Source organism: Pantoea sp. PGP6 (genome assembly GCF_053474785.1).
The window spans coordinates 2,390,470-2,410,386 of the sequence record NZ_JBQBMA010000001.1; the positions used below are offsets into that span (position 1 = coordinate 2,390,470).

The window sequence follows — 19,917 nt, forward strand, 5'->3', positions numbered from 1 at the left end:
CAGCAGATGTACAGCAGAAGGCTTACGACTTCATGCTGCCAACCATCTCTTCCGGACGCACCCAGGCATCAAACTGCTCTTCGGTCAGATAGCCCAGCTTCAGCGCCGCGCCTTTCAGCGTCAGCCCCTCTTTATGGGCTTTCTTGGCGATTTCGGCCGCTTTGTCATAACCGATATGGGTATTCAGCGCCGTCACCAGCATCAGTGACTCATTCAGCAGCTGTTCGATACGCTCGCGAACCGGTTCAATGCCAATCGCGCAGTGATGATTGAAGCTATCCATACCGTCCGCCAGCAGACGAATCGACTGCAGGAAGTTATGGATCACCATCGGACGGAACACGTTCAGCTCAAAGTTGCCGGACGCGCCGCCCATATTGATTGCCACGTCATTGCCCATCACCTGACAGCAGAGCATGGTCATCGCTTCGCACTGGGTCGGGTTGACTTTACCTGGCATGATCGAGCTGCCTGGTTCGTTTTCCGGAATGGCGATTTCACCAATGCCGCAGCGCGGACCGGAGGAGAGCCAGCGCACGTCGTTGGCGATTTTCATCAGCGAGGCCGCCAGCCCTTTCAGTGCACCGTGAGCATGAACCAGCGCATCACAGGTTGCCAGCGCTTCAAACTTATTCGGCGCGGTGACAAACGGTTGCTGAGTCAGATCGGCCAGCGCTTGCGCCACCCGGACCGCATACTCCGGATGGGTGTTCAGGCCGGTGCCGACGGCGGTGCCGCCCAGCGCCAGTTCCGCCACGTGTGGAATGCTCTGCTCGATGTGCTTCAGGTTATGTTCGAGCATCGCCACCCAGCCGGAAATCTCCTGGCCGAGCGTCAGCGGCGTGGCGTCCTGCAGATGAGTACGGCCAATTTTGACGATATCTTTGAACGCCTCTGACTTCTCGCTCAGGGTCTTTTTTAATACCTGAATCTGCGGGATCAGCTGCTCACGCAGGGCGATGACCGCGGCCACGTGCATCGCGGTCGGGAAGACGTCATTCGAACTCTGACTCTTGTTAACATCATCATTCGGATGGACCAGGCGCGACATGCCACGCTCTCCGCCCAGAATTTCGCTGGCGCGGTTGGCCAGCACTTCATTCATGTTCATGTTGGTCTGGGTGCCGGACCCGGTCTGCCAGATGGCTAACGGGAACTCGTCGCTGTGCTTATCGGCCAGCACCTCGTCCGCCGCGTTAATGATCGCTTCGGCGCGCTCGGCCGGCAGCAGCCCCAGGTCGCGGTTAACGGCGGCAGCGGCGCGTTTGGTCAGCGCCAGCGCGTGAACCAGCGCGGTCGGCATTTTTTCTGTTGAGATGCGGAAGTGTTCCAGCGAGCGCTGCGTTTGCGCGCCCCACAGTTTATCAGCCGGTACATCAATGGGGCCCATTGAATCTTTCTCAATGCGGTTGGCTGCCATGAATACGTCTCCTTCGCTCTGTTTGAAGTGAATGCCCGCCCAACGCATCGTCCTGTGGGCGACATTCGGGCGGGCAAGATAATGACATACAATAATTTAACATTATGAGAGCTTAGCGTCCTTTTGCACTTGATATGTATTTTCCCTGGCACTTTCTGCTTTAATAGCGCCAATAACATCCCGTGATGAAGGGTTATATAATGCAAAAAATGAACAATTCGCTGCAGAATTACGCGTGGGGTAGCAAAACAGCCTTAACCGAACTGTATGGCATTGCGAATCCGCAAGGGTTACCGATGGCCGAGCTGTGGATGGGGGCGCACCCGAAGAGTCCGTCTACCGTTGACGACCAGGGGAGTTCGCGCTCGCTGCGCGAGGTGATTGACGCCAACCCGACCGCCACCCTGGGCGATGCGGTGGCACAACGCTTCGGTGAACTGCCTTTCCTGTTCAAAGTGCTGTGCGCCGATCAGCCGCTGTCGATTCAGGTTCATCCCAGCAAAAGCGCCGCTGAAGCCGGTTTTGCGCGTGAGAATGCCGCCGGCATTCCGCTGGGCGCCGCCGAACGCAACTATAAAGATGCCAACCATAAACCCGAGCTGGTCTATGCCCTGACGCCCTTCCAGGCGATGAACGGTTTCCGCCCGCTGACCGAAATGGTTTCGCTGCTTGAGCCGGTTGCCGGTGCGCATCCGCAGATTGCCCATTTCCTGCAGCATCCCGATCGGGATAATCTGGCGACCCTGTTTTCTACCCTGCTGTCGCTCGACGGCGAGGCCAAATCGCTGGCGCTTGGGGTACTGAAATCGGTGCTCGGTCACCAGCAGGGCGAACCCTGGCAGACCATTAGCGTAATCGCTGCCGACTACCCGGACGACAGCGGCCTGTTTTCACCGCTGCTGCTCAACGTGATTACCCTGCAGCCGGGCGAAGCGATGTTCCTCTATGCTGAAACGCCGCACGCCTACCTGAAAGGCGTGGCGCTGGAAGTGATGGCGAACTCCGATAACGTGCTGCGGGCCGGCTTAACGCCGAAATATATCGATATCCCGGAACTGATGGCCAACCTCAAATTTGACGAGAAGCCCGCCAGCGCGCTGCTGACGCAGCCGGAGCAGCATGGCAGCACCCTGCTTTTTCCGATTCCGGTCGACGATTTCGCCTTTGCTATCCATACCCTGAGTGCGCAACCGCAGGCGCTGGATCAGCAGAGCGCGGCGCTGTTGTTCTGCATCGAAGGACAGGCGGTGGTGGCAAAAGACCAGCAGCAGCTGACGCTGCAACCGGGCGAATCCTGTTTTGTTGCCGCCAGCGAAGCCCCGGTGACGGTGGCCGGAACCGGCCGGCTGGCGCGGGTATTTAACGAGTTAGGGTGATGCGGCTGACGGACCTGCGGTTAACTGCTATTATTTCAACCTATTAGCTTTTAAAACGCCTGCGGGCGTTTTTTCTTCAGTCGTCGGGTCAAACCTGCGGCGTAAGCGGACTCAAGGATAAGGACGAATCAGCAATGAAAAAGACCAACGTTGCCGTGGGCGTGATCATCGCGCTGGGCGTAATCTGGACCGGCGCGGCATGGTTCACCGGCAAGCAGCTCGAAAAACACATGGACCAGCTGGTGCAGAACGCCAATACCCAGCTGAATGCTTACGCCCCGAACAGCCGACTGAAGATCAGCTACCAGGACTATCAGCGCGGCGTCTTCAGCAGCAAAGCCAACCTGGTGATTCAGGCCAGCTCGCAGACGGAAGATAACGCCCTGCTGAAGCCGGGTCAGAGCGTGATCCTGAACGAAACCATCGATCACGGCCCGTTCCCGTTTGCGCAGCTGAAGCACTTCAATCTGATCCCGAGCATGGCCTCGGTGCACAGCGAACTGGCCAACACCGATGCGGTGAAGAAGCTGTTTGAACTGACGCAAAATAAATCGCTGATCAATGCCGATACCCGCATTGGCTACAGCGGCGCGACCGATACCGCGCTGCGTATTCTGCCGATCGACTATCAGAATGCACAAACCGGCGAGCGTCTGGCGACCAATGGCGGCACGCTTAACGTCAGCGCCGACAATAAAGGCGATAAAGTCTCGCTGGAAAGTGACGTTGATAGCCTGGCGCTGACCAGCAAAAATGAGATGGGTCAGCCGGTGCTGTTCACCGTCAATGGCCTGAAGCTCAACGGCAATACCCATCTGAGTCCGGAAGGCGTGCGGGTCGGCGATCAGTCGATCGATGTTGAGAAGGTCAACGCCAGCATTAACGGTCAGGATGCCCTGACGCTGCACAAGATGAAGGGCTCCTCTTCGTTCGATAACAGTGCCGGTAAGATCGGCGGCAACATTGATTACAAAGTCGACAGCGTTCAGCTGCAGAAACAGGACTTTGGTCAGGCGGCACTGAAGATGAAGCTGTCGCAGTTCGATGCGCAGGCGGTAAAAGCCTTCTCCGATCGCTACAACGCCCAGATGCAGGATCTCACCAGCCAGAAAGGCCTGGCGGACGATCCGATTCGCTACCAGGCGGGCGTCAACGCTATCCTGATGAGCAACCTGCCGGTTCTGCTGAAAGGATCGCCGTCGATCAGCATCGCCCCGCTGAGCTGGAAGAATGATAAAGGTGAAAGCACCTTTAATCTGACGGCGAATTTTAACGATCCCGCTACCGTGACCGGCGAACCGCAAACGCTGAACGCCATGGTTGACCGGGTGCTGAAAACGCTGGATGCGAAACTGATCATCAACATGCCGATGGCGACCGAAACCATGCACAAAGTGGGTCTGGCGGAAGGTTATCAGGCAGATGATGCACAGAAACTGGCCGATCAGCAGGTTAAAGGTCTGGCGGCGATGGGACAGATGTTCCGTCTGACCCAGCAGCAGGATAACAACATCGTCACCAGCCTGCAGTACGCTAACGGCCAGGTGAATATGAACGGCGACAAGATGACGCTGGAGCAGTTTATGTCACGCTACATGCTGGGTATGCCGACCAGCGAAGGCATGCCGCAGTAACGGCTGAGCGGTGATAACAAGGCGACGCCAGGGTTAATGCTGGCGTCGCCTTTTTTTATGCTGAGCCGCGAATAATCAGCTGCGGCGGCATAATCACATTCTGCTGTGCGGCATCCGGTTGCGCCAGACGTTGCAGGATGCGTTCTGCCGCCACGCGGCCAATCTCGCGCGCCGAACTGGTGACAACCGTCAGCGGCGGATCGGTCAGCTCAGCCTGCGGTTCATCGCCAAACCCCATCAGCGCCAGCTGTTGCCCATAGTAGCTGTCGACCGCGCCGCGGGCGAACGTCCGGCCGGTGCGCAGCAGACCAAAATAGCAGCCCAGCGCCGTGCTGGCATTGTAGGCCAGTATCGCCGTCAGCCGGGGATGCTGTTGCAGCAGCTGGACCGCCGCCTCGGCTGATTCTTTTTGCGTATTGCCGCACTCAATAATCCACTCGGGCCGGAACGGCAAACCATATTGCAGCAGCGTGGCGCAATAGCCGCCAAGACGTTCTGCCCGGGTTAACGATGCGCTATGGCCGCCCAGCCAGGCGATGCGCTGATGACCCTGGCGGATCAGATATTCGGTGGCAAGACGCGCGGCCTGGGCGTTATCCGGTCGGATCGCATCCACCTCTTCCAGGCTGCTGGCACGTGCGGCGCAGACCAGCGCAATGTTCAGCTCACGGGCGCGGGCCACTATTTTGTCGGCCTTATCCGCCCCGCCGCCCAGCACCACGCCATCAACCCCCTGCGCCACCAGCGACTCGAAGCAGCGCTCCAGCTGCTGGCCCTGGCGGCCGCTCTGGGTCAGAAACAACAATTTGCCCTGCTTTTCCAGCGCGTCACTGAGTCCGGCGGTCATTTCCGCGTAAAACGGCTGGCTGAGATCGCGGACGATCAGTCCTATCACTCCGCTTTCACCGCCGCGCAGCATGGTCGCCGAGCGGTTGCGCACAAAGCCCAGTTGCTCAATGGTCTGGTTAACCCGCGCCATGGTTTCAGCAGAAATCCGCCCTTTGCCGGAGAGCACCAGAGAGACGGTGGTGACCGAAACGCCTGCAGCGGCGGCCACATCATGGATGGTAATTCTGCTCATGCCGTTACTTGCCCGAATAAAAACGCCGGAAGAGAGGATAAAACGTTACACCTTAAAGCCGAAAAATAATATCAGCCCTGGCCGGAAGAGTGTGATTCAGCGCGCACATCACTCTGATAAAACGTTTTATCATCGGCTTACTTTATCACTGTGACTAACTGCCGCCGGAGTCATCATGCCCGCACCTCAACAAAAAATGTCTGTCTGGGAGTTTTTCCAGAGCCTGGGGAAAACCTTTATGCTGCCGGTTGCCCTGCTCTCATTCTGCGGCATCATGCTGGGTATCGGCAGTTCGCTGAGCAGCCATGATGTCCTGACGCTGTTACCGATGCTGGATCAGCCGTGGCTGCAGTATCTGTTTTTGTGGATGGCGAAACTCGGCTCCTTCGCCTTTAGTTATTTACCGGTGATGTTTGCCGTGGCGATCCCGCTCGGCATGGCGCGTGAAAACAAAGGCGTGGCGGCATTTGCCGGCTTTGTTGGCTATGCAGTGCTCAACCTCAGCATCAACTTCTGGCTCAATATCAATGGCATTCTGCCTACCACCGATGCCGCAGTGCTGAAAGCCAACAACGTCCAGTCGATACTCGGTATCCCGTCGATTGATACCGGCATTCTGGGTGCGGTGATTGTCGGCATTGTGGTGTTCTGGCTGCATGAGCGCTTTCATAACATCCGGCTGCCCGATGCGCTGGCTTTCTTTGGTGGTACCCGCTTTGTGCCGATCATTACCACGCTGGTGATCGGCGTGCTGGGACTGGTGGTCCCGTTGATCTGGCCTTTCTTTGCTCGCGGCATTACCGGGCTCGGCTGGATGATCAACAGCGCGGGCGATTTCGGTCCGATGATCTTTGGCACCGGTGAGCGTTTACTGCTGCCGTTTGGCCTGCAGCATATTCTGGTGGCGATCATGCGCTTTACTGATGCCGGCGGCACGCTTGAGGTGTGCGGCAAAAGCGTCAGCGGCGCCCTGACCATCTTCCAGGCACAACTGGCCTGTCCGGAGACTCATGGTTTTGCCGAAAGCGCCACCCGCTTCCTGTCGCAGGGCAAAATGCCGGCCTTCCTGGGTGGCCTGCCTGGCGCTGCGCTGGCTATCTATCACTGCGCCCGCCCGGAAAACCGCCATAAAATTAAAGGATTACTGATTTCCGGTGTGGTGGCCTGTGTGGTTGGCGGCACCACCGAACCGATTGAGTTCCTGTTTTTATTCGTCGCGCCGTTCCTCTATCTGATCCATGCGCTGTTAACCGGCGTCGGCTTTAGCCTGATGGCGATACTGGGCGTCACCATCGGCAACACCGACGGTAACGTTATCGACTTCGTGGTGTTTGGCGTGCTGCACGGCCTGTCGACCAAATGGTATTGGGTACCGGTGGTGGCTGCGATCTGGTTTGCCGGTTACTACCTGATCTTTCGTTTTGCCATCCTGCACTTCAATATCAAAACGCCGGGCCGTGAAGTCGAAAGTGCCAGCGCGCTGGCACAGCAGGTCAGCAATGCCGGTAAAGGCAAGTCGGGCTACAACTCACCGGCCATTCTGGCGGCGCTGGGCGGGGTGGAAAATATCACCTCACTGGATAACTGCCTGACGCGTCTGCGTCTGACCATCGCCGATATGAGCAAGGTCAACGATGCGGCGCTGAAAGCCAACGGCGCGATTGGCGTGGTGCACCTTAATAAGAGCAGCCTGCAGGTGGTGATCGGGCCACAGGTGCAGTCGGTGAAAGACGAACTGTCGACGCTGATGAACGTCACCGCTTAACGTACCGGGAGCCGCAATGTTCAATTTTGATGAGGTTATCGATCGCCGTGGCAGCTGGTCTACCCAGTGGGATTTTGTGGCCGATCGCTTTGGCGTGCCCGATCTGCTGCCGTTCACTATCTCCGATATGGATTTCAAAACCGCGCCGGTAGTGCTTGAAGCGCTGCGTCAGCGCCTCGATCACGGCGTATTCGGCTACAGCCGCTGGCAGCATGATGCGTTTCTGTCGGCCTGCTGCCACTGGATGAACAGCCGGTTCGGCTATCAGCCGTCGCCCGATACGCTGGTATATGGGCCGTCGGTGATCTACATGGTGGCGCAGATGATCCGGCACTGGAGCGAGGTGGGCGATGAAGTGCTGATCCACACGCCGGCCTACGATGCGTTTTACAAAACCGTGTACGGCAACCAGCGGCAGGTGCTGGAAATGCCGTTGCAGCGGGTGGGCCCGGAGTGGCACTGTGATATGACGGCGCTGGCGGCGAAGCTGGCGCGTCCGCGCTGCAAAATCCTGCTGCTGTGCAGCCCGCACAATCCCACTGGTAAAGTCTGGACGGCAGCCGAACTGCAGCAGATGGCTGAACTCTGCGAGCGTCACCACGTTCGGGTGATCAGTGATGAGATCCATATGGATATGATGGTCGGCGATCGGCCACATACGCCGTGGGCCCGCGTGGCGCGTGGCGACTGGGCGCTGTTTACCTCAGCATCGAAAAGCTTCAACCTGCCGGGGCTGACCGGCGCCTGGGGCATTATTCCGCAGCCAGACGATCGGGCGGCCTGGTTTCAGGCGCTTAAAAACGCCGACGGACTCTCCTCACCGGCGGTGCTCGCGGTTGCCGCACACATTGCCGCTTACCGGCACGGTGCGCCGTGGCTTGACGCGCTGCGTGACTATCTGAGAGGTAACCTGACCCTGGTGGCCGACCGCCTTAACGCCGCCTTTCCGTCGCTTAACTGGCAGCCGCCTCAGGCGACCTATCTCGCCTGGATCGATCTTAATCCGCTCGGCATCGCCGAACAGACGCTGCAGCAGGCGCTGATCCAGCAACGCGTGGCGATCATGCCCGGCTCAACCTACGGCAGTGCTGGCCAAGGTTTCCTGCGCCTCAACGTAGGCTGTCCGCGCAGTAAGGTCGAAGATGGCGTCAGCCGGCTGATTGCCGCGATTCACGCCTCGTCCGCCTGAAGCCAAGCCATTTGTCGGCGATCACCGGCCGGTTATGGGTAATTAAACAGCATCCGGGCCGGTTGTTGCGCAAATAGCTGGCGCTGTTGCGCAAGATATTTTTATAATGTTATGCACTTTAGTCACCACTGAGCGAGTGCACCATGATCGATACCACCATTCCTCTTACCGATATTCATCGCCATCTCGACGGCAACATCCGTGCACAAACCATTCTTGATTTAGGTCGCCAGTTTAATCTTGCCCTGCCCGCCACCACGCTGGAGACCCTGCGTCCGCATGTGCAGGTCGGCGACAATGAGCCTGACCTGGTGAGCTTCCTGCAAAAACTCGACTGGGGCGTGAAGGTGCTGGGCGACCTCGATGCCTGCCGCCGTATTGCGCTGGAAAACGTTGAAGATGCGGCCCGCGCTGGCATTCACTATGCGGAACTGCGCTTCTCACCTGGCTATATGGCGATGACCCATCATCTGCCGATTGCCGGGGTGGTCGAAGCGGTGATTGATGGCGTCAGAGCCGGTTGCCAGCAGCACAATATCGACGTGCGCCTGATTGGCATCATGAGCCGGACCTTCGGTGAAGAGGCCTGCCTGGCCGAGCTGGATGGCCTGCTGGCGCATCGCGATCACATCACCGCCGTCGATCTGGCCGGCGATGAGCTGGGCTTCCCCGGCAGCGAGTTCCTCAGCCACTTTACCCAGGCACGCGATGCCGGTTTCCGGGTGACGGTGCATGCCGGTGAAGCCGCCGGGCCGGAGAGCATCTGGCAGGCGATTCGTGAGCTGGGTGCCGAGCGTATCGGCCACGGCGTCAAGGCGATTGAAGATCGGGCGCTGATGGATTTCCTCGCAGAGCACCACATCGGGATTGAATCCTGCCTGACCTCCAACATTCAGACCAGCACCGTGGCGTCACTGGCGCAGCATCCGCTGAAGGCCTTCCTTGAGCACGGCATTCTGGCAACACTGAATACTGATGACCCGGCGGTTCAGGGCATTGAACTGGCGCATGAGTATCACCATGCCGCACCGGCAGCCGGCCTGAGCCCGGCGCAAATTCGTCAGGCGCAGCAAAATGGTCTGACCATCGCGTTTCTCAGCGACGCCGAGAAAGCCGCGGTCCGCGCCCGCGTGCAGTAAGACGGTAGCTTTAAAGCAAAAAAACGGGCCGGTTATCCGGCCCGTTTTTATGGTGACGCGCGAAAGGACAAGTGGCTTTAAGACCGAGCCTGCGCAGGGAACAGGGTCAGATCGGAAAGACGCAAAAGCCGCCATCCCTGGCACGCTCGGCTCACGCAATTGCGCACCTCAACCCTGAGGTGCGCCCGTAGCGGGCCAACGCTTTGCGTTGTTCAAAAACGCTCCCGGTGTTGTTGTCCATGGCTGGGACGCTTTCCTCTTCTGACCCCTGTTCCCTGAGCGTTGAGCAAATTTATTGCTGCCGGACTTACCCGTTTTTGAACTTGTCAGCTCTCTTACAGCAATATTAAGCAGCCAATATTGCTCTCACCGATCAGACGCGCTTCAGCGACAGCGTCTGGCGTTTCTCAGCCGATTGCAGTCCGAGCTCAATCAGCTCCATCACCTGAATCGCCTCTTCTGCCGTCACCGGGTTACTGCCGCGACCGGCAATCGCATCACGAATGCCCGCATAGTAAGCCGGATAGTTACCTGGCTGCGTCAGCTGGCTGGTTTCGGTCAGTGAATCGCCGTCGACCAGCGTCAGGGTGCCGTCACGCATGTCGTAACCCCAGTCTTCCTGCGGCGGGAAATCACCGGACTTCAGGCGATCTTCCTGCGGATCGAGACCATATTTAACGTAGCTGCCGCGGGTGCCGTGCACGGTGTAACGCGGCGACTCGGCGGCCACCAGCATGCTGGCGTGCAGCACCACGCGGCGCTGTGGATAGGTCAGGGTCGCGTGGAAGTAGTCGGTGGTTTGCGCGCCAGGCCGCATCTCGGCCAGATCGACGTTAATCGCCACCGGCGGGCCAAACAGCTGCAGGGCCTGATCCAGCAGATGCGGTCCCAGGTCATACCAGATACCGCTGCCGGCGCCTTTCATTTCACGCCAGCGCTGACGCACTTCCAGCCGGAAGCGGTCGAAATGCGACTCGAAGTAGCGGACTTCTCCCAGCGTACCGGCGTCGATCAGCGATTTCAGCGTCAGGAAATCACTGTCCCAGCGACGGTTATGGAACACCGATAACAGCAGCCCTTTCGCTTTGGCTAAGGCATCCAGCTCGCGCGCCTGTGACAACGTCACGGTAAACGGCTTATCGACCACCACATGTTTACCGGCGTTCAGCGCCGCTTTCGCCAGCGGAAAGTGGGTATCGTTGGGGGTAGGAATAACAATCAATTGCAGAGACGGGTCGTCCAGCAGTGCCTGAGGATCAGCCACTACCTGAACCGCAGGCCAGTCGGCGTGGACTTTGCTGGCATCGCTACTGGAAATAGCGGCCAGTTCAACGTCCGGGGTGCCCGCAATCAGCGGGGCATGAAACGTTTTGCTGGCAAAACCGTAACCGATCAGGCCAACACGCAGTTTATCGCTCATTTTAATCCCTCTTAGAGCCTATCCCGCTAGGCGTAATTATTGCAGACAGTCTGGACCCGGACAGCGCGGAGTAACCGGAGCGTACAGCGGGTTCGTCAGGATTGTGAGCCCTGTTCAGGTACAGACTGACAAATAAAATAGCCTACCGGGATAGGCTCTTAGTTGCTAACCTGATTGATTTAAGACTATTAACCAGGCCAGGACAAGGAGGAATTTCCCGAAAAAACTAAGAGATAGCACTCTGTGTCATCGGCCAGGCGGTTTGTGCCGCCAGGTTGTCGTGCGCGTCCTGATTGCGGCGACGGAAGTCACTCGGGCTGACGCCGACCCGCTTACGGAACACCCGGGAAAAGTAGAGCTGGTCGTCGTAGCCGACTTCGCGCCCGACGGTAGCAATCGGTTCCTGAGTGGTTTGCAGCAGCAGTTTAGCGCGAATCACCCGCTGATCTTCGCGCCAGCGCAGCAGGTTAACGCCCATCTGTTCGCGGAACAGGTGTGCCAGCCGCGACGGTGACAGGCAGACATGACGCGCCACCTCTTCAATTTTCACTTCGCTGGCCAGATGATTGGTGACGTACTGACAGGCTTCAATCACCCGCGGATCGCGGATCAGCTGATGACTGCGCGGATCCTCTTCCACCGCCCGCAGCAGCAAGCGCTCCAGCAGGTTCATCGCCAGCTCTTCCGCAAAGCGGCGGCCGGAGTTATGGGTCTGTTCGATACTGGCAAACAGCCGGTCAAATTCGCCGCGCAGCGATTCCGGCAACAGCAGACGGCCGACGCCCTCCTGCTCATCCTGCCAGCGCAGCCAGTCGTGCCAGTAGGCGCGCGGCCGGAAATAGACCCAGCGATGAAACCACTGTGGGCTGTCAGGCGCGCGGCCATAGTAGTGGGCGGTTTTAGGCTGAAACAGCAGCATTTCGCCCGGCTCGCAGTCAAAGGCCCGCTCGCCATCGAATACCCGCCCTTTGCCTTTAATGGTGAGATTGAGAATGTAACCCTTCATGCCGTGCGGACGATCGATAAAAAAGTCCAGCGGACCGTCGGCGGTAATCGGCGTCAGCCCCGCCACCAGCCAGGCATTGAACGAATAGCCCGGCAGTAAAGGATTTTGCTGCTCGGCCGGTAATTCACGGTGATACATAGCGTCCTCACTCAGTCTGTCATTGATCGGATCACCCGCGGACGCCTGATGCGTCCGCGGGTTAACTGCTCGCCAAATCAGGCTTTATGCTTTTGTTTGTAGCGGTCAAATATCACCGCTGCTAACAGTATCAGACCGCGCACCACATACTGTGAGAATGGCGAGATATTCAATAAATTCATCGCATTCTCAACAGTTCCCAGAATCAGCACCCCGGCAACCACATAGGAGATTTTACCGATACCGCCCTTCAGTGAGACGCCGCCCAGCACGCAGGCGGAGATCACCACCAGCTCATAACCCAGCGAGGTCATCGGCTGACCACTGGTCATGCGTGAAGCCAGAATGATGCCCGCCGCGGCCGAGACCAGGCCGGACAGAATAAAGATAATGATCCGGGTCCGCACCACCGGCACCCCGGCCAGTCGTGCCGCTTCTTCATTACCGCCAATCGCCAGCGTATTACGGCCAAAGGTGGTTTTGTTCAGCAGAAAGCCGAAGATCAGCATGGTGGCGATGGTCAGCCAGATAGGCGCAGGGACGCCCAGCCAGTTGGCAAACCCGAGCGCGAAGAAGCGTTCATCTTCGATACCAACGGCTTTACCGTCGGAGAAGATGTAGGCCAGACCGCGCACGATTTGCATGGTCGCCAGGGTGGTGATCAACGCATTGATCTTCAGCCGGGCGATGACAAAGCCATTGATAAAGCCGGTGAGCATACCGAGCACCAGACCGGCTGCCACGCCAATCCACAGGCTTTCGGTCATGTTGATCACTACCGCCGTGACCACGCCGGCACAGGCGATGACCGAGGCGACCGACAGGTCAAAATCACCGGAGGCCAGGCAGAACAGCATGCCGCAGGCGACCATGCCGGACATCGACATCGCCAGCCCGAGGCCTTTCATATTGATAAATGAGCCGAAGTTCGGCACAAATACCGCACAGGCAATAAACAGCAGCGCAAACACCACCAGCATGCCGAAATTGTCCCAGATGCGACCAAACTGCAGGCCGCTGCGTGACGCTGGCGGCGGCGTATTTGAGGTCGTGGATGAAGCCATGTTGCTCTCCTGTCAGGCCACGGCGGCCGCTTGTGTGGTTTTTGGCATTGCCAGGCTCAGCGTTTGCTGCTCCGTGGCGTCGTCGTGCAGCACTTCACCGGCAATCGCCCCTTCACGCATCACCACGATGCGATCGGCAAGGCCCATCACTTCCGGCAGGTCGCTGGAGGCGAACAGTACCGCGATGCCGTCATTGGCCAGCTGGTAAATCAGGTTATAGATTTCGTGTTTCGCCCCGACATCAATGCCGCGCGTCGGCTCATCCAGCAGGATCACCTTCATCTCTTCGGATAACCAGCGGCCGAGAATCGCCTTCTGCTGGTTACCGCCGGAGAGGTTCATGATCAGCTGTTCTGCCCCAGGCGTTTTGATGTTAAGCGAGCGGATATGGCTGTCGGCGTTGCGGCTTTCCCAGTCGTTTTTGATCAGGCAACCCGCGGTAAGGTTGTGACGCCGGGCGCTGATGTTGATGTTATCGCGCACCGAGTGCACCGGAATGATGCCTTCAGCTTTACGATCTTCCGGACACAGCATAATGCCGGCGCGGATAGCGTCGATCGGTTCGCGCAGCGTCAGCGGTTCGCCATCCAGCAACACCCGGCCGCCGCGCAGGCGCGTGCCGCCGAACAGCCCTTTCAGCAGTTCGCTGCGTCCGGCGCCGACCAGGCCAAACAACCCAACGATCTCGCCAGCGTGGACCTTGAGCGAAATCGGCGTTCGCACCCCCTTCGCTTCCACCTGGTCCAGCTCAAGGCGCACCGCGCCTTTTTCACGCGGCGAATAACCGTAGATATCACCGAGGTTGCGGCCCACCATCGCCTGCACCAGATCGTCATGATGGGTGTTAGCCATGTCGGTAAAGGTGCGGACATAGCGGCCATCTTTGAACACCGTGATGGCGTCGCTGAGGGCAAAAATCTCTTCCATCCGGTGTGACACGTACAGCACCACCCGGCCCTCCTCACGGAGCTGACGGATGACGCGGAACAGGTTGTCGATTTCACGCGCCGACAGCGAACTGGTCGGTTCATCAAAGGCGATAATGCGCGCGTTACGCGCCAGCGCTTTGGCAATCTCCACCATCTGCCACTGACCGAGCGACAGGTACTTCAGCGGCATATCCGGGTCGATATCCATGCCGAGATTTTTCAGTTGCAGACCGGCCTCGTAGCGCATCAGCTTACGATTGACCAGGCCATGCTTGTGCGGAATCTGGCCGAGATAGATGTTCTCCGCCACGCTCATTTCCGGCACCAGGTGCAGTTCCTGGTAAATAATCGCCACCCCGGCATCCAGCGCATCGGTGGTGTGCTGGAAGTTTACCGGCTGGCCTTTGATCCGAATCTCGCCGCCGCTCGGCTGGTAGCTGCCGCTGAGAATTTTCAGCAGCGTCGATTTGCCTGCGCCGTTCTCGCCCATTAAGGCGTGGACTTCACCGCTGCGGCAGTCGAAAGAGATATCCTGCAGCGCTTTCACGCCAGGAAAGGTTTTACTGATGCCATGAAACGACAGAAATGCTGAATCAGTGTTCATGTTTATCCTCACTATTTCGCGCCGCTTACCCGCACCGGGTGTTAATGCCCGGCGGCAGTGTGGCGGCGCGAAATACACGGGCTGACTATATCGTGACGCCGTTGTGTTCAGACACCGGCAGGAGCAGGCTTTACATCAGCCCTTTCTTCGCCAGTTCGGTTTTGAAGTTGTCGCGGGTGATTAACACCACGTCGGTGACTTCGGTGAATTTTGGTGGCTCTTCGCCTTTGCTGACCCAGTTGTAGAGCATCTGGCTGCTTTTATAGCCGTGAACATCCGGGCTCGGCAGCAGAGAACCGTAGAAGCCGGTGGCTTTATCTTTCGACAATTCGCTGATCGCATCGACGCCGTTGATGCCGATACCGATGACGTCAGCCGCTTTAAAGCCCTGTCCTTCTGTGGCACGCACGCCGCCCAGCACGGTGTTGTCGTTCATGCCGACAATCAGCCAGTGTTTAATTTCAGGGTGCTGGACCAGCAGTGAGTTACCGGCATCAAACGCGCCCGGAATATCATTTGATTTGGTCGGCACCTGATAAATCTGTGCGGCCGGGAAGCCGGCTGCTTTGATCGCGTCCATCGAGCCGCCGGTGCGACGACGCGCGGTGTCCAGCTCATTCGCTGTGATGGCCATTACGCCGGTGGTTTTCGCATCCCAGCCGCGTTTCTGCATCTCTTTGTAGAGTTCCTGACCCTGACGCTCACCAATTTTGGTGGCCGCCATCATCACCAGCGGAACGGTATCCATCGGCTTGCCTTTGGCGGTCACGAACTGATCGTCCACCGCAATCACCTTCAGACCATAGCCACGTGCTTTGGCCATGATCGCTGAGCCAAGCTTTGGATCGGGCGTACAGATGACGAAGCCTTTGGCGCCGTTAGCGGCCAGGCTGTCGATGGCGTTGAGGGTTTTCTCACCATCGGGAACGGCAATCTTAATCACGTCAAAGCCCAAATCCTTGCCGGCTTTATCGGCGAACTTCCACTCGGTCTGGAACCAGGGTTCCTCCGGTTGCTTGACTAAGAAACCGAGCTTCATGGTCTCGGCGATAGCGGATTGTGACATAACCGCTGCCAGGCCGATGGCCGCGAACGCTTTAGTGAATTTATGCATGATGCTCTCCGGTGCCAGGTTGTTTTTCACTGCTAATAACGAATCGGTGTAAACGCTACCAGTCTTTTTTCATTTGTAGGTACAGCCATAAATCAGTGCGTTAGAGTGCTATGTGCTGAAAGCCTGTTCAGACGCTGGGCTAGTTTTAGCGGGATTAGCGAAGAAAAATGTAGAGCGGTATCACATCTTAAAATCACGGTAGAATGGTCCATATATTCAGCAAATTTAACCGGAGGTTAACTTTTGCAATGGATCACAAAATCACTGTCGATGACAGAAAAGTGCATATTGTCAGCCAGCCATGACTAACCGTTCTGGCGCGCCGGTCACAGGATGTAGGAGTTCATTAACTACAGGAGATTCCGATGCGTGCTGGAGCCATCACCCTTGGGCTGGACTTTGGTAGTGATTCGGTGCGTGCGCTGGCCGTTGATTGTCACAGCGGCAAAGAGCTGCAGAGTGCGGTGGTCAGCTACCCGCGCTGGCAACAGGGCTTATACAGCGATCCACACACCAACCGTTTTCGTCACCATCCACAGGATTACATCGATGCGATGGAACAGGCGATGCTCGGCGTTCTGAATGCGCTCAGCGAAACGCAGCGCGCCGCCGTAGTCGGCATTGGCGTCGACACAACCGGCTCGACCCCGGCCCCCATCGATCGCGACGGTAACGTGCTGGCGCTGCGCCCCGAATTTGCCGACAACCCCAACGCCATGTTTGTGTTATGGAAAGATCACACTGCAATTGAAGAAGCGGAAGAGATCAATCAGCTGTGCCACAGCGGCCGCTTTCAGGATTACAGCCGCTATATCGGCGGCATTTACTCCTCAGAATGGTTCTGGGCCAAGATTCTGCACGTATCACGCGAAGACGCGGCGGTGCGTGACGCGGCAGTCTCGTGGGTCGAACTGTGCGACTGGGTACCGGCGTTACTGAGCGGCACCACGGCACCCGACCGGCTGCGGCGTGGCCGTTGCGCCGCCGGACATAAAGCGCTGTGGCACGGCGACTGGAACGGCCTGCCCGAAGCGGACTTCCTCAATGCGCTGGACCCGCTGCTCACTCAGCAGCTCGATTCGCCGCTGTTCAGCGACACCTGGACCGCTGACCTGCCGGTCGGCACCCTCAGCCCGGAATGGGCGCAGCGGCTCGGTCTGCCGCAGACGGTCACCCTGTCCGGCGGTGCGTTTGACTGCCACATGGGCGCAGTCGGCGGCGGCGCGAAGCCGTATACCCTGGTCAAAGTAATTGGCACCTCCACCTGCGACATCCTGATTGCCGATGCTGACCAGGTTGGCGATCGCGCAATTAAAGGTATCTGCGGTCAGGTTGATGGCAGCGTGATGCCCGGTGCTGTCGGGCTGGAAGCGGGACAGTCTGCTTTTGGCGATATCTATGCCTGGTTCAGCCGCCTGCTGGGCTGGCCATTGCAACTGGCCGCTGAGCGTCATCCGGCGCTGAAACCGCAACTGGCAGAAATGCAGAAAACGCTGATTAAAGATCTGACCGAGGCGTGGGCTGCCAATCCGCAGCTCGACCACCTGCCGGTGGTACTCGACTGGTTCAACGGCCGCCGCACCCCGAATGCCAACCAGCGCCTGAAAGGGGTCATAACCGATCTCAACCTCGGCACTGACGCACCGGCGCTGTTTGGCGGGCTGGTTGCCGCCACCGCGTTTGGTGCGCGCGCCATTATGGAGTGCTTCGAGCAGCAGCAGATCCCGGTAGAAAACATCCTGACCCTCGGCGGCATCGCGCGTAAATCGCCAGCGATTATGCAGGCCTGCTGCGACGTGATGAACCGGCCACTGGATATCGTCGCCTCTGATGAATGCTGTGCGCTGGGCGCGGCGATTTTCGCCGCCGTCGCGGCCGGCGTCTACTCCAGCGTGCCCGAGGCACAGCAGGTGATGGCCAGTCCGATTGCCGTCACCCTGCAGCCCGATCCGGCGCGCGTGGCACGCTATCAACAACTCTATCAACGCTATCAACAATGGTGCGTGACGGCTGAACCGCAATACGCCGCTCGCCCCGCTTCCGCTAAGAGCCTATCCCAGTAGGCGTAATTGTTGCAGGCAGTCTGGACACGGACAGCGCGGAACAACCGGAGCGTACACGGAGTACGTGAGGATTGTGAGCACTGCCCAGGTTCAGACTGACAAATAAAATAGCCTATTGGGGTAGGCTCAAAGTAAAGGAGTGATTTTATGGAACAGTTAAACAGCTACAGCGTGTGGTTTGTGATTGGCACGCAGCACCTCTACGGTGCGGAGACGTTACGCCAGGTAGAACAGCATGCGCGTCAGGTAGTCGAGGGATTAAATCAGGCTGGCCTGCCGCTGCAGCTGGAGCTGAAACCGCTGGTGAAATCACCGGATGAAGCGCTGACGCTGTGCCGCGACGCGAATCATGACACCCGCTGCGTTGGCATCATTACCTGGCTGCACACCTTTTCGCCGGCTAAAATGTGGATCGGCGGCCTGAGCGTGCTGAATAAACCACTGCTGCAGTTCCATACCCAGTTCAATGCTGAAATTCCGTGGGACAGCATGGACATGGACTTTATGAACCTGAACCAGACCGCACACGGCGGCCGTGAGTTTGGTTTTATCGGCGCACGGATGGGTCTGCAGCACAGCGTGGTCACCGGTCACTGGCAGGACGGTGCCAGCCAGCAGCGTCTGGGTAACTGGATGCGTGCGGCGCTGACGAAACAGGCCAGCCAGCAGCTAAAAGTGGCGCGCTTTGGCGATAACATGCGCGAAGTGGCGGTTACCGAAGGCGATAAAGTCGCGGCGCAGATTCAGTTCGGTTATGCCGTCAACGGCTGGGGCGTCGGCGATCTGGTTGAGGTAATCAATCAGGTCAGTGATGGCGACGTCAATGCGTTGATCGATGAGTACGAAAGCCTCTATCGCTTTACCGATGTGGCGGCCTCGGGCGGCGAAAAACGGCAGAACGTGCTGGATGCAGCGCGTATCGAGCTGGGCCTGAAGCGTTTCCTGGAAGCAGAAGGCTGCCAGGCATTTACCACCAACTTCCAGACGCTGCACGGTATGACGCAGTTGCCGGGACTGGCGGTGCAACGTCTGATGGGCCAGGGTTATGGCTTTGCCGGTGAAGGTGACTGGAAAACCGCGGCGCTGTTACGCATTTTCAAAGTGCTGGCGGGCGATCGCAAAGGTGGTACCTCATTTATGGAGGATTACACCTATCACTTCTCACCGGGTAACGATCTGGTGCTCGGCTCCCACATGCTGGAAGTCTGCCCGTCGATTGCCATTGAAGAGAAGCCATTAATCGATGTGCAGTTCCTCGGCATTGGTGATAAAGCCGATCCGGCCCGCATGATTTTCTCAACGCCAGCCGGGCGTGCGATTAACGCCAGCGTAATTGACATGGGCGATCGTTTCCGTCTGCTGGTTAACGTGGTAGATGCGATTGAACAGCCGAAACCGCTGCCGAAGTTGCCGGTTGCGCGCGCACTGTGGAAAGCCCAGCCGTCATTGGCGACCGCGTCCGAAGCGTGGATTCTGGGCGGCGGCGCGCACCATACGGTGTTCAGCCAGGCGCTGACTTTGGATGATATGTATCTGTACGGTGAGATGAACGACATCGAAGTGCTGGTGATTGACGAGCATACACGTTTACCTGCTTTCAAAGATGCGCTGCGCTGGAACGAAGCGTACTACCGGTTGAAACGTTAATTACGCACTGCGGCAGCGCTGTTCATTTTAATGATTAGCAGCGCGCCAGAATCAATCAAACCACCGATGCAGGCTTATGCGGCATCGGTTTTTTTTATTAAAACGGTGCTATTTAGTTGGGGATGGCGGGCGTTCCGTAACATCGCCATCAACAGATCCCTGTAGCCCCGGCTGCCGGGATACTCGCCTCACACTGTCCACTCTCCTGCTTCTTAAAGCGATGCATCAGCCCAGCCGGGACGGAAAGGCATGCCTGAAGAGCAAAGCGTCCGCGCCCGGGATGGCGCGGCCGATCCGCAGGGATGCGGGAATCCTTTGCGATCGGGCA

At 58.1% G+C, this 19,917-nt stretch carries 14 protein-coding genes; 7 read left to right on the forward strand and 7 right to left on the reverse strand.

Annotation, left to right across the window (positions count from 1 at the left end):
- Positions 1–22 precede the first annotated feature (22 nt).
- On the reverse strand, positions 23–1,420 hold the full coding sequence (gene fumC / locus ACLIBF_RS11625) for a class II fumarate hydratase (RefSeq protein WP_448309851.1): 1,398 nt from the start codon (positions 1,418–1,420) through the stop codon (positions 23–25).
- A 200-nt stretch (positions 1,421–1,620) separates the two neighbouring features.
- Here fumC and manA point away from each other — a divergent pair, with 200 nt between their 5' ends.
- Both manA and ACLIBF_RS11635 read left to right on the forward strand, forming a co-directional pair.
- Complete coding sequence (gene manA, locus ACLIBF_RS11630) at positions 1,621–2,796, forward strand: mannose-6-phosphate isomerase (RefSeq protein WP_069728262.1); 1,176 nt, start codon at positions 1,621–1,623, stop codon at positions 2,794–2,796.
- A 134-nt stretch (positions 2,797–2,930) separates the two neighbouring features.
- Positions 2,931–4,430 (forward strand): YdgA family protein, encoded by a 1,500-nt coding sequence (locus ACLIBF_RS11635; RefSeq protein ID WP_031377618.1) that lies wholly within the window; start codon positions 2,931–2,933, stop codon positions 4,428–4,430.
- Between the two features lie 55 nt (positions 4,431–4,485).
- On the opposite strand, the gene malI is transcribed toward ACLIBF_RS11635, so the two are convergent.
- Positions 4,486–5,511 (reverse strand): Mal regulon transcriptional regulator MalI, encoded by a 1,026-nt coding sequence (malI, locus tag ACLIBF_RS11640; RefSeq protein WP_279810283.1) that lies wholly within the window; start codon positions 5,509–5,511, stop codon positions 4,486–4,488.
- 175 nt (positions 5,512–5,686) lie between these two features.
- Between malI and malX the strand changes: the two genes are divergently transcribed.
- The 3 genes from malX (at position 5,687) to add (ending at position 9,604) form a co-directional block, all read left to right on the forward strand.
- Entirely contained in the window at positions 5,687–7,276 is a 1,590-nt protein-coding gene (gene malX, locus ACLIBF_RS11645) for a maltose/glucose-specific PTS transporter subunit IIBC (protein ID WP_031377616.1), read from the forward strand.
- 16 nt (positions 7,277–7,292) lie between these two features.
- On the forward strand, positions 7,293–8,465 hold the full coding sequence (locus ACLIBF_RS11650) for a MalY/PatB family protein (protein ID WP_448309853.1): 1,173 nt from the start codon (positions 7,293–7,295) through the stop codon (positions 8,463–8,465).
- 143 nt (positions 8,466–8,608) lie between these two features.
- Complete coding sequence (gene add / locus ACLIBF_RS11655) at positions 8,609–9,604, forward strand: adenosine deaminase (protein ID WP_069728259.1); 996 nt, start codon at positions 8,609–8,611, stop codon at positions 9,602–9,604.
- Positions 9,605–9,977: 373 nt separating this feature from the next.
- Here the strand turns inward: add and ACLIBF_RS11660 are convergent, their stop codons facing one another.
- The 5 genes from ACLIBF_RS11660 to ACLIBF_RS11680 form a co-directional block, all read right to left on the reverse strand.
- A complete protein-coding gene (locus tag ACLIBF_RS11660) occupies positions 9,978–11,024 on the reverse strand; it encodes an oxidoreductase (RefSeq protein WP_031377614.1) in 1,047 nt (348 codons plus the stop codon).
- Between the two features lie 226 nt (positions 11,025–11,250).
- The gene (araC, locus tag ACLIBF_RS11665; protein WP_046288339.1) at positions 11,251–12,168 is read right to left on the reverse strand and encodes an arabinose operon transcriptional regulator AraC; all 918 of its coding nucleotides are present in this window, start codon (positions 12,166–12,168) and stop codon (positions 11,251–11,253) included.
- Positions 12,169–12,245: 77 nt separating this feature from the next.
- Entirely contained in the window at positions 12,246–13,232 is a 987-nt protein-coding gene (araH, locus tag ACLIBF_RS11670) for an L-arabinose ABC transporter permease AraH (RefSeq protein WP_031377613.1), read from the reverse strand.
- Between the two features lie 12 nt (positions 13,233–13,244).
- Positions 13,245–14,765 (reverse strand): L-arabinose ABC transporter ATP-binding protein AraG, encoded by a 1,521-nt coding sequence (gene araG, locus ACLIBF_RS11675; RefSeq protein ID WP_031377612.1) that lies wholly within the window; start codon positions 14,763–14,765, stop codon positions 13,245–13,247.
- Positions 14,766–14,895: 130 nt separating this feature from the next.
- The gene (locus tag ACLIBF_RS11680) at positions 14,896–15,879 is read right to left on the reverse strand and encodes an arabinose ABC transporter substrate-binding protein (protein ID WP_031377611.1); all 984 of its coding nucleotides are present in this window, start codon (positions 15,877–15,879) and stop codon (positions 14,896–14,898) included.
- Between the two features lie 365 nt (positions 15,880–16,244).
- Here ACLIBF_RS11680 and ACLIBF_RS11685 point away from each other — a divergent pair, with 365 nt between their 5' ends.
- Together ACLIBF_RS11685 and araA are read left to right on the forward strand one after the other, a co-directional pair.
- Positions 16,245–17,942: a ribulokinase gene (locus tag ACLIBF_RS11685; protein ID WP_046288340.1), complete on the forward strand. Its 1,698-nt coding sequence runs from the start codon at positions 16,245–16,247 to the stop codon at positions 17,940–17,942.
- 147 nt (positions 17,943–18,089) lie between these two features.
- On the forward strand, positions 18,090–19,589 hold the full coding sequence (araA, locus tag ACLIBF_RS11690; protein WP_046288341.1) for an L-arabinose isomerase: 1,500 nt from the start codon (positions 18,090–18,092) through the stop codon (positions 19,587–19,589).
- Positions 19,590–19,917: the final 328 nt, after the last annotated feature.